Origin of the sequence: Nodularia spumigena CCY9414 (assembly GCF_000340565.2) — a bacterium.
Classification (GTDB): domain Bacteria; phylum Cyanobacteriota; class Cyanobacteriia; order Cyanobacteriales; family Nostocaceae; genus Nodularia; species Nodularia spumigena.
In genome coordinates this window covers 3,226,583-3,241,683 of the sequence record NZ_CP007203.1, presented here as the reverse complement: position 1 = coordinate 3,241,683, position 15,101 = coordinate 3,226,583, and the positions used below count along the sequence as shown (strand labels likewise).

Annotated in this window: 13 protein-coding genes; 6 read left to right on the top strand and 7 right to left on the bottom strand. The window is 43.0% G+C overall.

Annotation, left to right across the window (positions count from 1 at the left end; genetic code table 11):
* Nucleotides 1-120: 120 nt before the first annotated feature.
* The 3 genes from NSP_RS14040 to cobA form a co-directional block, all read right to left on the bottom strand.
* Nucleotides 121-633: a universal stress protein gene (locus tag NSP_RS14040; protein WP_006195991.1), complete on the bottom strand. Its 513-nt coding sequence runs from the start codon at nucleotides 631-633 to the stop codon at nucleotides 121-123.
* A gap of 126 nt (nucleotides 634-759) precedes the next feature.
* The gene (coaE, locus tag NSP_RS14035) at nucleotides 760-1,368 is read right to left on the bottom strand and encodes a dephospho-CoA kinase (RefSeq protein WP_006195990.1); all 609 of its coding nucleotides are present in this window, start codon (nucleotides 1,366-1,368) and stop codon (nucleotides 760-762) included.
* The gene (gene cobA, locus NSP_RS14030; RefSeq protein ID WP_006195989.1) at nucleotides 1,361-2,959 is read right to left on the bottom strand and encodes a uroporphyrinogen-III C-methyltransferase; all 1,599 of its coding nucleotides are present in this window, start codon (nucleotides 2,957-2,959) and stop codon (nucleotides 1,361-1,363) included. Before cobA ends, coaE begins: the two co-directional genes overlap by 8 nt.
* A gap of 428 nt (nucleotides 2,960-3,387) precedes the next feature.
* Here cobA and NSP_RS14025 point away from each other — a divergent pair, with 428 nt between their 5' ends.
* The 6 genes from NSP_RS14025 to mltA all read left to right on the top strand — a co-directional run bounded on the left by NSP_RS14025 (nucleotide 3,388) and on the right by mltA (nucleotide 11,204).
* Entirely contained in the window at nucleotides 3,388-5,106 is a 1,719-nt protein-coding gene (locus tag NSP_RS14025; protein ID WP_006195988.1) for a diflavin flavoprotein, read from the top strand.
* A 200-nt stretch (nucleotides 5,107-5,306) separates the two neighbouring features.
* Nucleotides 5,307-7,019 carry a diflavin flavoprotein gene (locus tag NSP_RS14020; protein WP_006195987.1) on the top strand — a complete coding sequence of 571 codons (1,713 nt, stop codon included), beginning with the start codon at nucleotides 5,307-5,309 and terminating at the stop codon, nucleotides 7,017-7,019.
* A gap of 428 nt (nucleotides 7,020-7,447) precedes the next feature.
* Nucleotides 7,448-8,728, top strand: a complete 1,281-nt coding sequence (locus NSP_RS14015; RefSeq protein WP_006195986.1) for an RNA-guided endonuclease InsQ/TnpB family protein — start codon at nucleotides 7,448-7,450, stop codon at nucleotides 8,726-8,728.
* 235 nt (nucleotides 8,729-8,963) lie between these two features.
* Complete coding sequence (locus NSP_RS14010; RefSeq protein ID WP_006195985.1) at nucleotides 8,964-9,209, top strand: hypothetical protein; 246 nt, start codon at nucleotides 8,964-8,966, stop codon at nucleotides 9,207-9,209.
* A 301-nt stretch (nucleotides 9,210-9,510) separates the two neighbouring features.
* Nucleotides 9,511-9,765 (top strand): hypothetical protein, encoded by a 255-nt coding sequence (locus NSP_RS14005; RefSeq protein ID WP_006195984.1) that lies wholly within the window; start codon nucleotides 9,511-9,513, stop codon nucleotides 9,763-9,765.
* A gap of 167 nt (nucleotides 9,766-9,932) precedes the next feature.
* Nucleotides 9,933-11,204 carry a murein transglycosylase A gene (gene mltA, locus NSP_RS14000; RefSeq protein ID WP_042202054.1) on the top strand — a complete coding sequence of 424 codons (1,272 nt, stop codon included), beginning with the start codon at nucleotides 9,933-9,935 and terminating at the stop codon, nucleotides 11,202-11,204.
* A gap of 372 nt (nucleotides 11,205-11,576) precedes the next feature.
* On the opposite strand, the gene NSP_RS13990 is transcribed toward mltA, so the two are convergent.
* The 4 genes from NSP_RS13990 to NSP_RS13975 form a co-directional block, all read right to left on the bottom strand.
* Nucleotides 11,577-12,440, bottom strand: coding sequence for a DUF5895 domain-containing protein (locus tag NSP_RS13990; protein WP_006195982.1), 864 nt, complete (start codon nucleotides 12,438-12,440; stop codon nucleotides 11,577-11,579).
* Between the two features lie 154 nt (nucleotides 12,441-12,594).
* Complete coding sequence (locus NSP_RS13985) at nucleotides 12,595-13,278, bottom strand: PHP domain-containing protein (protein WP_006195981.1); 684 nt, start codon at nucleotides 13,276-13,278, stop codon at nucleotides 12,595-12,597.
* Between the two features lie 418 nt (nucleotides 13,279-13,696).
* Nucleotides 13,697-14,725: a phosphoribosylformylglycinamidine cyclo-ligase gene (gene purM, locus NSP_RS13980; RefSeq protein ID WP_006195980.1), complete on the bottom strand. Its 1,029-nt coding sequence runs from the start codon at nucleotides 14,723-14,725 to the stop codon at nucleotides 13,697-13,699.
* A gap of 69 nt (nucleotides 14,726-14,794) precedes the next feature.
* Nucleotides 14,795-15,001, bottom strand: coding sequence for a hypothetical protein (locus tag NSP_RS13975; protein ID WP_006195979.1), 207 nt, complete (start codon nucleotides 14,999-15,001; stop codon nucleotides 14,795-14,797).
* Nucleotides 15,002-15,101 lie beyond the last annotated feature (100 nt).

The window sequence follows — 15,101 nt, the reverse complement described above, 5'->3', positions numbered from 1 at the left end:
TTTACGCCGACCTACTTATACTGAAAATGTAGAGAAGGGAGGGCAAAGATACCCACCCCCACAAGAGTTCTAAAATTAAGATGTTTACTTGATTTACTGGGAAATTGCTGTATTCATCACCTACACTCTAGGAGGAATTTCCGTGGTGGTAGGAATACGTCCTTGTACTGTCAAAATTGAGCAAGGAGCATGATGCAGGACATAATTGCTGACACTACCTAGCAAAAACTCACTGATTCCAGTACGACCTCGACGACCAACTACAATTAAATCAGCTAGCCCATTACGCGCAACTTCACAAATTATCTTTCCAGCATCACCGAGATTTTGGGTAAACCCAGTTTTTACGCCTGCATTAATTGCTGTGTCACTCAGGGAGCGCAACCAATCTAGTCTTTGTCTTTTCAGTTCTTCCCACTCCTGTATATAAGTATCCATAGGTGTAGTTGGCACAGATGGATAGAGGGTATCTGGTTGTGTAAATACAGGACTGATATAGGGGTCTTCTAGGGGGGACAGTACGTGTAGCAACATGAGTTCAGCATCAGCAGCTTTTGCCAAAAATACACCGTGTTCAAACACATATTGGCTCATTTCTGACTTGTCTACAGCCACCAAAATTTTGTGATACATCCTTAACATTCCTTAGTATTTAACTAGCTCTAATTAACTGATTGTATATGCCTATTCTAGTTTGTATATAGAGAGCGATCGCCTATACTGAAAAAGTTTAAAATCATTCTCATCGGGATCATTTTTTTAGCTGATATTGTCCTGAATATTCATTGCAAAAGCAACATCTACCTGTTTGAGCAGAGACTCAAGGGTAGAAGAGTTGTCAAGTACAACATTTGCACGAGCTGCTTTTTCTGACAAAGATAACTGGCTATTGATGCGAGCTTGGGCTTGAATAGGAGTTAAATGATTGCGCTGGATTAATCTTTGCAGTTGCTGTAATTCAGAACAGCGCACTACCCAAATTTCTGTAACTAAGTCAGTCATCTGGGCTTCAAAAAGTAGGGGGATAACTAATAAAAGTGTTTGTGATGATGATTTGGCGATGATCGCTTGCTCAAAACGCTCAACTACATAAGGATGAATTAAACTCTCTATCCAGTGGCGTTCTTCTGGTTGTGCAAAGATAATTGTACCCAGTTTTTCTCGGTTGAGGCTACCATCTGGAAGTAAGATTTTTTTACTATAACGTTGAGCGATCGCACTCAGAATTGGCGAACCCACAGCTACAGCATCCCTAGCATAAATATCTGCATCGAAAACTGGCAGATTATAAGCACTAGCCAAATAATTGGCGACAGTAGTTTTACCTGTAGCAATACCTCCTGTTAAGCCGATGATGCGTTTATTCATGAGTAATTTGAGAATTTTTCACCCATTTTATTACTGCTTGAGTTAAGCCATCTAAAGTATATTCTTCAGCTTCAATGGTCACTCGCCCTAATAAAGCATGGCAAGTTTTTGAGGTTTGGGGACCGATAGAAGCAATACAAATTTGCTCTAAGGCATAAGTTATATCAGAGTTATGAGAAAATATTTCTGATATAAGTTGACAGAAAAATTTTACAGTTTTAGAACTAGCAAAAGTAATTATATCAACAGTGCGATTTTGGAGAGCTAACTTTGCTGATTCTGGGATACTATCAGGACAACGAGATTGATATGCAGCCACTTCTAAAACTTCTGCACCTTGAGTAGTTAATTCTTTGACTAAAACTTCTCTTCCACCGCTTTCCACTCTGGGAAATAACACCTTTTTATTTTGTAGTGCTTCGGGGAAATTTTCTACTAAAGAATCAGCAACAAAATTAGGGGGAATAAAATCAGGTTGAAGATGATATTTGTGGAGACTTGCGGCTGTTTTTTCACCAACTACGGCAATTTTCACCCCAGCTAAAGCCCGAATATCTTTACCTTGGGCGATTAATCTGGCAAAAAAGTAGTCTACGCCATTGGTGGAAGTGAGAATTAACCAGTCAAAATCAATTAAATTAGCGATCGCCTGATCCAACCCATCCCAACTCGAAGGCGGGACAATTTCTAAAGTTGGCATTTCAATTACAGTAGCACCTAATGCGGTGAGGCGATCGCTAAATTGGCTAGATTGTCCAGAAGAACGCGTCACCAGGATAGTTTTACCCGTGAGGGGGAGGTGGGAAGATGCAGAAAAATTGCTGAACATAGTTTGGGCGTGAGAAACTTGATCTAAGGATATTTTCTCAGATTGTAAGTAATTGGATAATCTCACAACTTCGCCAATCACAATTACCACTGGGGAGAGAGAAACGCCGATAGTTTGTTCGAGAATATTATCTAACTGGGCTGTCCAAATTTGTTGCTGAGGAGTTCCCGCCCAACGGATAATCGCAATAGCTGTAGAATGCGATCGCCCGTGTCTAACTAATTGCTGTATAATCTGTGGTAGATGTCGCCCACCCATCAATATAACTAAAGTTTCCAACCGAGATAAAGCTTCCCAATCTAAAACATCTGGTTCATGGGCTGTTAACACTGCAAAACAACGACTCAGAACCGGATCTGTTAAAGGAATACCCGCCATTAATGGAGCAGCAAGAGCCGAAGAAATTCCGGGTACAACTTCAAATTCACAACCAAACTCTTGCAAAGCTTGAATTTCCGCCGTACAGCGCCCAAAAATAAACGGATCACCTGACTTGAGGCGTACCACTTGTTTTCCCTGTAAACAGTGCTGCACAATTAACTGATTAATTTCAGTTTGTGGTGTACTAGGTTTACCACCACGTTTACCAACATCTAGCCGCAGACAATCAGGTGGTACACATTGTAACAATTGCTCATCTACTAGAGCATCATAGATTAATACCTCAGCCTTGGCTAACAGACTGTAAGCCTTCACCGTCAGATAAGCCACATTTCCAGGGCCAGCACCGACAAGATAAACTTTGCCCTTTTGTTTATTCATAATTAAAACAACCCCACCCCCAACCCCCTCCGGTGCAAGCGAGGAGGGGGCTATAAGATAGCTTATATGATTGGTAATCATACTATAAAAACCGCACAAAAAACCTTCAGATCAAGACTCCGCGCAACTTTGCGAAAACTTCGCGAACCTTTGCGTTAAAAACTCCATTCTATGCTTTTCATTACGAAATGCTTGTCAGAGAAACAAGATATGTATGATGAAATCAAACCAATAAAAGACCATATTTAAAAAGTAATACCTGTAAATTAATAGTATATACTTTGAGTTAGAAAAACGACCAAAAAAGCGCAATATTTAATACAAGTTTAATTTAGTAAAATAGCATCTTCATTACAACTTTAAAAATAAATTCCAGCGACAATGGGTGCAGAAAAAGAATACTAAAAATTTGCGCTCGGAGACAAAGAATGGTAACGGTCGCAGAGAACGTGCAGCATCGGTTAACTATACAGACTGTAGAAATTGCCCCTAACACAACGGCGATTCGCTCTCTTGATTGGGATCGCGATCGCTTCGATATCGAATTTGGACTGCAAAACGGTACAACATACAACTCATATCTGATTCGGGGTGAACAGACAATTTTGATCGATACTTCTCACCAGAAGTTTCGACAACTATATTTAGATACACTCAAAGGACTTGTTAACCCCAAGACAATTGATTACATAATCGTTAGTCACACAGAACCAGACCATAGCGGCTTGGTTGAAGATGTTCTACAATTAGCACCCAGAGCGACTGTATTAGCTTCAAAAATTGCCCTTCAGTTTTTAGAAGGTTTAGTACATGATCCCTTTTCCAAGCGCATTGTCAAAAGTGGCGATCGCATCGACATTGGTAAAGGACACGAAATTGAATTTGTCAGTGCGCCTAACCTACACTGGCCAGATACAATCTTCAGCTTCGACCGCAAAACCCAAACCCTCTTCACCTGCGACGCTTTTGGGATGCACTTCTGTGACAATCGCACCTTTGATGAAGACTTAGAAGCGATTGAAGCCGACTTTAGATTTTACTATGACTGTCTCATGGGGCCAAATGCTCGTTCTCTCCTGAACGCAATGAAGAGAATGGGCGATTTGGGAAAAATTAACATCATTGCCAACGGTCACGGCCCCTTACTGTACCATAACTTAGACTTGTTAAAAGAGTGCTACCAAACTTGGAGCCAAAGACAAGCCAAGACAGAAACCACCGTCGGCTTGTTTTATGTTTCCCAGTATGGCTATAGTGATCAACTAGGTTTAGCGATCGCTGAAGGTATCCAAAAAACCGGAGTCGGCATAGAAGTCATTGATATTAGCACAGCCGAACCGCAAGAAATCCAAGAACTAGCAGGTAGAGCCACTGGTGTTATTATCGGAATGCCTCCATCTAGTGCTGCTGCGGCTCAAGCTGGGATTAGTTCCTTATTATCCGTGGTGAAAAACAAGCAAATGGTGGGCTTGTTTGAATGTTACGGCGGTGATGATGAACCCATTGATACCCTGCGGCGAAAGTTTATTGACTTGGGTGTAAAAGAAGCCTTCCCAGCTATTCGGATTAAAGAAGCTCCCACCGCCAGTACATTCCAAATGTGCCAAGAAGCGGGTATAGACTTGGGACAAGTGCTGATGCGCGAACGTAACATCAAGCAAATCAAGTCTTTAGATGTCAACTTAGAAAAAGCCCTGGGGCGGATTAGCAATGGACTGTACATTGTCACCACCAAAAAAGGTGATGTCAAAAGTGCCATGTTAGCCTCCTGGGTAGCACAAGCGAGTTTACAACCTTTAGGATTTACAATCGCCGTCGCCAAAGACCGTGCTATTGATTCCTTGATGCAAGTAGGCGATCGCTTTGTTCTGAATGTCCTCGAAGAAGGCAATTATCAAGAACTGAAAAAGCACTTCCTCAAGCGCTTGCTTCCCGGTGCTGACAGGTTTGCGGGAGTCAAAACCCAAACCGCCAAAAACGGTTCTCCCATCCTCACCGACGCTCTCGCATACATGGAATGTGAAATCCAAAAGAGCATGGAATGCAGCGACCACTGGCTTTTATACTGCACCGTTGCAGAAGGTCGTGTATCTAAATCTGATGCACTGACAGCAGTTCGCCATCGCAAAGTAGGCAATTACTACTAGAAGAAGCAGAGGGGCAGGGGGCAGGGGGCAGGGGAGAAGAGGAACGGTTATTAAGTAACCCGAAGTTTAAAGTAATTTCTTACTCCCCCTTGCTCCCCGCACCCCTGCCTCTTTACTCCCCCTTGCACCCTGCTCCCCGCACCCCTGCCTCTTCACTCCGGTTTTTCCATGTTTTTTCTACAGTTCTTCACCAAAAATCTATGAGCAATTCCAAACCCCGTGACGTACAAGTTATTCCCGTCGCTACAAACACGAAATTTATTAGAGCGCGTAGTTGGTCACGCCTGCGGTTTGAAATTGAATACGCCAGAGAAAGAGGTACTACCTCCAATTGTTTTTTAATTGAAGGCGATAAATCCGCAATTATTGACCCACCGGCTGAAACCTTCACAGAAATTTATGTCCAGGCATTACAGCAAACCGTAAACTTGAAAGAGTTGGATTATGTCCTCCTGGGTCACTTTAGCCCCAACCGTGTACCCACACTCAAGGCAATTTTAGAATTAGCACCACAGGTAACATTTGTTTGTTCTCTTCCCAGTGAGGCTAATTTGCGTCATGCTTTCCCAGATAACGCCCTAGAAATTTTAGTGATGCGGGGGAAAGAAACTTTAGATTTAGGTCAGGGTCATGTTTTAAAATTCTTACCTATTCCTAGTCCTCGTTGGCCCGAAGGACTTTGTACTTACGACGACAAAACCCAAATTCTCTACACAGATAAGCTTTTTGGCGCTCATATCTGTGGTGATGAGGTGTTTGATGACAACTGGGAAGCATTGAAAGAAGACCAGCGCTACTACTACAACTGTCTGATGGCTCCCCAATCTCAGCACGTAGAATCAGCTTTGGAGAAAATCTCAGATTTACAGGTGAGAATGTATGCTCCTGGTCATGGGCCATTGGTACGTACTGGCTTAATGGAACTGACTAAGGCTTACGCAGAATGGAGCGATGCTCAAAAGGAGCGGGAGATATCTGTTGCTCTGCTTTATGCTTCAGCTTACGGAAATACAGCTATCTTAGCCCAGGCGATGGCTTTGGGATTAACTAAAGGTGGAGCCGCAGTGCATTCGATTAACTGCGAATTTGCTACTCCTGATGAAATCAACGCTGCTATCCAAAAGTGTGATGGTTTTGTGATTGGTTCTCCCACTATTGGCGGTCATGCTCCGACTCCCATTCATACTGCTTTGGGAATCGTTTTAACTGTGGGTGATAGCAACAAACTTGCAGGGGTTTTTGGTTCTTACGGCTGGAGTGGCGAAGCCTTTGATTTAATTGAAGGTAAACTTCGGGATGCTGGTTATCGCTTTGGATTTGATACTCTCAGAGTCAAGTTTAAGCCTGACGATATGACTCTCAAGTTCTGTGAAGAAGTTGGTACAGATTTTGCTCAAACTTTGAAAAAAGCTAAAAAAGTCCGCTTACCACAACAATCGGCTACGCCTATGGAACAAGCTGTGGGTCGGATTGTTGGTTCGGTTTGTGTAATCTCAGCTAAACAAGGTGATGTGTCTACGGGGATGCTAGGCTCTTGGGTGTCTCAGGCTACCTTTAATCCTCCAGGTCTGACTGTGGCGATCGCTAAAGATAGAGCTATAGAATCTTTAATGTATCCAGGTAGTAAATTTGCCTTGAATATCCTGGAGGAAGGTAATCATTTAGAATACACCAAGCATTTGGGCAAAAGTTTTGCTCCCGGAGAAGACAGATTTACCAACTTTAGCACCATAGTTGCAGATAATGGCTGTACCATTCTCACTGATGCGATCGCTTATGTTGAATGTTCTGTCAACGAACGCATGGAATGTGGCGATCATTGGGTAATTTATGCAACTGTTGACAACGGTAAATTAATCAAACCTGATGCCGTGACTGCCATGAACCATCGCAAAACTGGCACTCATTATTAAAAGATTAATAGATAATCCTTTGCAGTTATCCTGCAACTATTAATCTGTAATCTGAAGACTCCTGCCATCATCTCAAATTTGGCGGGAGCTTTCTTGTAGGCTTATATGTTCCATCAATTTATCTCTATTGACCAAAAAAATTTCTTTGTAGACTCTAGCAAATAGCGGATCTACAACTACAATAGTATTTTTAACTGTTACGCCGTAAGTCCCCCACTGAATTTGGGAAGGACGAATCAGTGGTGGGATATAAGGTGGGTGATAACGATTGCATCCAGTATGGCTTTTTTGCTAGCCAAAAACAAATACTGGATGTATGTTCGCGTAGCGGCACGTAGTGCGGAATCAGCAATTATTTTATTTGATTAGACTACTTTACCGCAATATCAACTTGTGATAAATTAGTCCAATCAAGGAGGTGATGTTAAGTGTTACACAAAGCTGTGCAAGTCCGTTTGTATCCATCAAAAGAACAAGAAATACAACTAGCTCAAACATTTGGTTGCGCTCGTTGGTGGTGGAATTACGCTCTAAATCAGTCAATTGAAACTTACAGAGAAACGGGCAAGGGACTTAGCCGTGTAGCACTCAACGCGTTTCTTCCGGCGCTCAAAAAGGCAGAAGAGACTGTATGGTTAGCCGATTGTTATAGCCAAGTTTTACAGGCAACAACACTCAATCTAACCACAGCATACAAAAACTTTTTTGAGAAGCGTGCTGGGTTTCCTAAGTTCAAATCTAAGCATGGTAAACAGTCTATTCAGTATCCTCAACACGTCAAAATTGTCGATGGCAATGTCAAACTTCCAGGCAATATTGGCATAGTCAAAGCCAAAATACATAGGACTATTGAGGGAAAAATCAAGACTGTAACTGTATGCAAAACAACATCAGGTAAATATTTCGCATCTATCCTGACTGAAGTAGAAGGAGAAAATCCAACTATTACATTCGGTAAGATCTATGGTATTGATTTAGGTTTGAAGCACTTTGCTGTTGTAACTGATGGTGAAAAGGTTTCTAAATATGATAATCCTAAGCACCTTGCCAAGCATGAGAAAAACCTCAAGCGTAAGCAGAAAAAGTTAGCCCGTAAACAAAAAGGGAGCAGTTCAAGAAATAAATATCGTAAAATTGTCGCTAAAGTGTATGAACGAATTAGCAATTCTAGGCAAGATTTTCTACATAAACTGAGTTATAAGTTGGTCAGCGATAGCCAAGCTGTCATAGTAGAGAATCTTCATGTCAAAGGCATGGTTTGTAATCACAATTTGGCGAAGGCAATTTCTGATTGTGGATGGGGAACGTTCACCAATTTTCTAGCCTATAAGCTAGAGCGTAAAGGTGGAAAGTTCGTTGAAATTGATCGATGGTTCCCCAGTTCCAAGCTCTGTTCTAATTGTTTCCATCAAGTGAGTGAGATGCCATTGGATGTGAGGCAATGGACTTGTCCTCATTGTGGTACTCATCATGACCGTGATGGAAACGCAGCGCTCAATATTAGAGCCGAGGGGATCAGAATGCTTGCCCTGAGCATCTCGACTTCGCTCGATGGAACCGAAGCCGAAGGGATCAAGGCGGAAGGTTCAGCCGTCTCTGCTGTAGGAGGGGATGTCAGACCAAGGCTGGGGCGAAAGTCTAAGTTGCGGCATTCCCCTGTGAGTACAGAAGCCGACACTGTACTTGGTACTCCAAGTCAGTGTGGGTAGTTCACCTAGTACCGCAAGGCGGAAGTCAAAAGTCAAAAGTCAAAAGTCAAAAGTCTGACTTTATAGGCTTTTGATTGATTTTAAATGGTTGTCCTATTTACGCCGTACTGTACTAGGAACTTTTAGCGTCATGTCCAGTCTAGCAAATCTGACAGAAATATTTAAGTAAGATTCCGCAATTGCCACCAAGACAATTGAATATGTATCATGTCATCTTAAAGTAGGAAATCAGTATGTGGCAGTGATCACACAATCTGCCAACTACTCTGCCGCAACGCTTTTATACTATTTTGTTCCTCCTATGTCCGCACAACACAACAAGATTAAATTTCCTTTTTGGCAGTATCTGAACCAACCCTTATTTAGTCGCGATTCTAAATTAGAATTGAATCCTCGTCGTTTTGCTTATAGCTGGCGAATTGGACTTCTAGAACGGTGCTTGAATAAAGAATGTGATGCTAAGGGGCCTCAACAGTATTAATTCACGTTGCGGGTAATCAAGTAAAAAAACCACGAACCTAGAGACATACGCTGTAAGTGTATGTTTCTAGGTTTAAATTATGTGCGCTAGTGTTGTCACCTTACGTAGTTGGGGGAATTTTTAGGGAACTGGTAAAACTGAAGGCCGTCTAGAGTCAAAGTAAAGCCCAAATGTGGGGAGTGATGCGCGATGAATTGAAATTTATGGCAAAAAGCTTTTGTGCTTCCGGTATGCTTACCCTTTTCATTGTGGCGTTCGGTGGTTAACAATGAGTTGGATATGTTTGAAATAATTCAATTTTATGCCGAGAACACCAAATGAATTTGCAGTACACCTCTTACTAGAGGGTGGTCACCGGGAAGAAATACGTTTTCCCACTTTTCCAGATTTTCAAAAATGGTACAGCAGTTCGCTGATGCCTAAGTTTGATTCTAATGAATTTATTAATGTACCAATCAAGAATATTCAGCAGGAGTATTTAGTAGTACGTCCAAGTCGGATTTTAGCAATCCGGGTAGAACCAGTTTTTAGCTCTAGTGTTGAAAGATTCAACTAAGTCACTAACCCCCGGCTGAAGCTAGGGGCTTGTAGGAGAAAGGCTAACCACCTTTCAAATACAAGACCAAACCAGTGTCTAGCTCATGAAACTGGACTGTCTGAGTGTGGTAGCTCAAAACACTTGACGGGATGTCTCCCTAGTCTGTACACTCTATCGTTTTTATGATGAGAAAAAGCCTTGCTTTGGTTTCCTTGAGTTTAGGAATTGCCTTTATAAATAGTATCTGGTCAGCTGTCGCTCAGGTTTCTATCCCGTTACCAGTACCAACCAATTCTCAGGTACAGCCGCCAGTCCAACCCAAGCCCAGGATTCCTAACATACAGCCGTCACGGGTCCTTAAACCCCTGAACCTGGGAAACAATTGTACTCCCAGACACGCTTGTTTGGGTTGGGATGAGCAACTTTGGAATCAAATCGGTAAATCTGGCGGTGGCGATCGCCTGGCTTTGTTGGCTTCCATTGACAATAGTTTGAGTTACCTGTCGAGAAAGAGTGCGATCGCCGCCTATCAAAAGTATCCAGTTAAAGGAATTACCCATGATCGTGTGCGTCGGAGTTTGATCCGTTTCCGGGAGCTAGTAGTTAATTCTAAATCCCCAGAAGAACTGCAAGCTGCTGTCCGTCGAGAGTTTACCTTTTACCAGTCTGTGGGCCATGATGGCCAGGGTACTGTTAAGTTTACTGCTTACTATGAGCCTATTTATAATGCTAGCCGTGTCAGGACTGAAGAATACAAGTATCCCCTGTATCGAGTTCCACCGGATTTGGCTCAATGGGCTAAACCTCACCCTAAACGAGTTGATTTGGAAGGTAAAGACGGATTACTAGGGGAAAGAAGCCAGTTAAGTGGTTTAGAAATCCTATGGTTCCGCGATCGCTTCGACGCATACATGGTACACATCCAAGGTTCTGCCCAAATCCAGTTATCTGATGGTACTAAAACCTCTATCGGTTTTGCCGGTGGAACAGATTACCCCTGGACTAGTATCGGCGGACAACTGTCCAAAGATGGCAAGTTAGCCGCCAATCAATTAAGTATGCCGGGGATCATTAACTTTTTCCAGAGCCAGCCCCAGGAAATGAATAATTATCTCCCCCGATGGGAAAGATTTGTCTTCTTCAAAGAAACCGCCGGTAGACCAGCTACTGGCAGTATTAATGTACCAGTTACCGCCGAGCGTTCCATTGCTACAGATAAATCTCTCATGCCTCCGGGCGCACTAGCACTGGTTCATACTTCAATTCCATATCCCACCAGCAATGGTCAGATGCAATATCGGACTGTGAGCCGCTTTGTACTCGATCAGGATACAGGAAGCGCCATCAAAGGACCGGGAAGGGTCGATTATTTCATGGGTTCTGGCAAAGTCGCTGGCGATCGCGCTGGCGTTACAGGTGGTAAAGGCTCACTTTACTATTTGCTACTCAAAAGATAGGGGCTGGGAAGAGGCAGAAGGGCAGGGGAGAAGAGGCAGGGGCGGGGTGCAGGGTGCAAGGGGGAGTAAAGAGGCAGGGGGGCGGGGTGCAGGGTGCAAGGGGGAGTAAAGAGGCAGGGGGGCGGGGTGCAGGGTGCAAGGGGGAGTAAAGAGGCAGGGGTGCGGGGTGCAGGGTGCAAGGGGGAGTAAGAAATTACTTTAAACTTCGGGTTACTTAATAACCGTTCCTCTTCTCCCCTGCTAGAAAGCCCCCTGCCCCCTTTCCTCTTCTCCCCTGCTAGAAAGCCCCCTGCCCCCCGTTCCTCTTCTCCCCACTCCCCACTCCCCACTCCCCACTCCCCACTCCCCACTCCCCACTCCCCACTCCCCACGCTAATACGGTGGATAATCATCGTCATCAGCGTAAATATAAGAACTAGAAACACCAACTGCTGCCAATTTAGGTGCTTCGACTTTGATAGATTCCTTACCAAATTCTTTGTGTTCTTCAAAAGTCTTGCAGATCATCGCCGACTCAACCGAATCTGAAGCAATTAGATATTCAGTTAATGTGTCAACAGTGGGATGCTTGTAGTCCACTGTTGAAGCTACCAGCGCAGTATTTGGTTGAATACCGCGTTCTTCAGATTCAATAATCGGGGAGAAAATTCCATGCGCGTGAAATAACGAGCCTTTTGGTACAACAGGTTGCTGCCGATATACAGCATAAGCTCTTTCTAGTTCAGCTACGAAGCCACCGATCACTCTTCCTTGTTGAAATTCGCAGTAAGATTTGCTAAAACTTGCTCCGGCTGCGCCGTTAAGAGTTAATTGTAATGGAGAGTCGTGCAGAAATTTTTTATCTTCTCCGACTAAGTAAATTAGGTAGCGAGTAAAGGTTTTAAATTTAAGCTTATCGGCTAAAAAAGCATCGTAATTTTCTTTAAGAGTACCAAGTTTGCTACCAGTTTCCCGGTCTTTAACAGATAGAGGCCCCCGGCGGACTATAACTAATTTTGGCGTACTGGTAATAAAAACTGTTTCCATTCCAGAGCTAAATTCATGCTCTAGCTGTTGCCAATTTTCATCGGGCTTAAAACCTACAGCACTAGCATTATCCAATTTAATCGCCAACCCGTGGGGCTGGATACCATCTGTGCCGTACCGAGGATTAATCATCTGACACCAGGGGATGATTTGAGAAGGAGGGGCGTTAAATTTATCGTCCTCAAAGTCGAAATTAGCAGATGCTTCCATTGTTTTAGACTATTAAAAATGTTTAAGCTAAACAAGTTTATCAGGATGGGGAATGAGTATGGCGTTGCTGGTGAGGAGTGATTGTTTAGACCATATCCTATTTTAAACTCACGTTCTCATCAAACCAGAAGTTTTGAGCAAGATTTATTTATCTTTACAAGCGTTGTAGCAGACTTAAACCGTGGGTATCTGTACCACAGGTATTAAATAGCTGATATTCATCAGCTAACTGTTGTACCTGTTGTGTTTCCAAAGCACTTGGTGTCCAAGGTTTGGGGTTTTTGTATGCGTAGAAAGCTTCAACACCATCAATTCCCCGTTCAGCCGCCGCCGGAACTAAGTCAAAATGCGATCGCTTGTAACGAGCTGGATGAGCTAAAACTGCCAATCCCCCGGCTTGTTGGATAGCAGCAATGACGTTATGTGCTTGATATTCTTTACCTGTCGTCGGTTTTCTTTGCAAATAGGGTTTGATACTAGGATGCTCTGGCTCAAAGGCGTAAGCCAAAATATGAACTTCCACATCCAAAAGGTTGGCATTAATTTCTACACCACTCCATAAATAAGGAGTGTTTTCACTGGAATTTCCCCGATAGTTTTCTAACCAATCTTGTGCTGCTTCATACCCTTTGATACTATGGTGGTCTGTAATCGCTAATCCTTGTAGCCCAATTGCGATCGCCTGTTCCATCAATGTACTTGGTTGCAACTTGCCATCTGAGTGGACAGTATGCAGATGAAAATTCAATAACGTGGGACAGCTTTGGGCATCAACACTCCAGAAGACTTGCCTTAAAGTGTCTGCGTTTGTAGATGTCCGAGCAAAATTTACAACCATAACTTTTTATAAATGAAAATACTTGATCATAAACCAACACACCACACTTAGAGGTAAAAATAACTCAAGCGCTTCCGAGTGTCAGTAGTAATTTACTCAGCCTTATTAGCCAAATTTTTCAATATGTTAAGACTACCTTAGCAAATCTAAATGCTGATAATCATGAGTATTTCCAATTGCTGATATAAAGTTATTCAAAAATCTTCTTGAACATATTTAACTACGGAGTTAATTAGGGTGTGCTGAAAAAGTTATTTGTGAGGGTGAGGACAGGTTTCACCTTGATTCAGCAAGATTTAACTCGACGCAAGAATCAGGTAGCGACAAGAACAAGAATAGGCACACGGACAATCCTGTATCCAATTGCAGGCGGATTGCACGACAGCGAGATTGCTATTTTGTTCTCATCAATTTTGTGCTATGATCCTAGGCCTTCTAATGTACCGGAACCTGTAATAACTTCACCAATTGCCAAAGCTGAAATATTCTGTGATTGAAAAAAGGTAATTGCTTGTTGGACTTGATGGGGTGGTACTAACAGCACAAAACCAATTCCCATATTGAAAGTATTGTACATAGCCTCGGCACTGACTGAGCCGACTTCAGCTAGCCACTGGAATATAGGCGGGATAGTCAAACTATTGGGGTGAATTTGAATGCTTTGATTTTTACCTAGACATCTAGGTAAATTCTCTGGTAAACCGCCACCTGTAATATGAGCCATACCATGAATTTCTAAGTCAGCTTGACGCGCTGCGAGAACAGGCTTGACATAAATTTGTGTCGGTTTGAGGAAAGCTTCTGCGATAGTTTCACCACCCAATAATTGTGGACGCTCATCCCAAGCCAATGATTTGGAGTCAACAATTTTCCGGACTAAACTCAAGCCATTGCTGTGTACACCAGTGCTAGGAAGTGCGATCGCAATATCTCCAATTTGCACCTGAGAACTATCCAACATCTGGCTTTTTTCCACAATTCCCACACAGAACCCAGCCAAATCATACTCACCCACTTGGTAGAAACCCGGCATTTCTGCGGTTTCTCCTCCCAATAAAGCACAACCCGCCAACCTACAGCCAGAAGCTATCCCCGCTACCACTTGAGTTAGTTGTTCTGGTTCTAACTTACTGGTAGCCACATAATCTAAAAAAAACAGTGGTTCTGCACCTGATGTCAACACATCATTGACACACATCGCCACTAAATCAATGCCCACAGTATCATGTCGGTTGACCACCTGAGCGATTTTCAGCTTTGTTCCCACACCATCGGTTCCGGAAACCAAAACTGGTTCTTTAAAACCCCCTGGTAGTTGGAAGCAACCACCAAAACCGCCTAGTCCACCAATTACTTCCGGTCTAAAAGTACTGTGAACTAAATTGCGAATTTGGTCTACAAAGGCTCTACCCGCCTCAACATCAACCCCAGCATCCCGATAATCCATAGTCATTAGTCATTAGTCATTAGTCATTAGTCATTAGTCCATAGTTCATAGTCCATAGTCAAGGAGCGACTAAAAGACTTTATCCTCAATACCACGCCACCATTCACCCAAGTGCATCAAGTCTTCGTGGATATCTGCCAACTCATTGGCGTAAGTATCCTCGGAAATACTAGCACGGCGTTCTTGTAATTTCTGGAGTCGCAGCTGTACCAGTAGCCAAGGCTTGGTAATGCTATCTGTTGATTCTAGATATTGTGCTAGTTCTTTACTATCCATATTGTTGATCTCACTACTGTTTACGATACATGACTAAGCAAAAACAGCCACGATACTATTCGTGACTGCTTGCAGTATTCGTTAATTCACTGATTTTCAC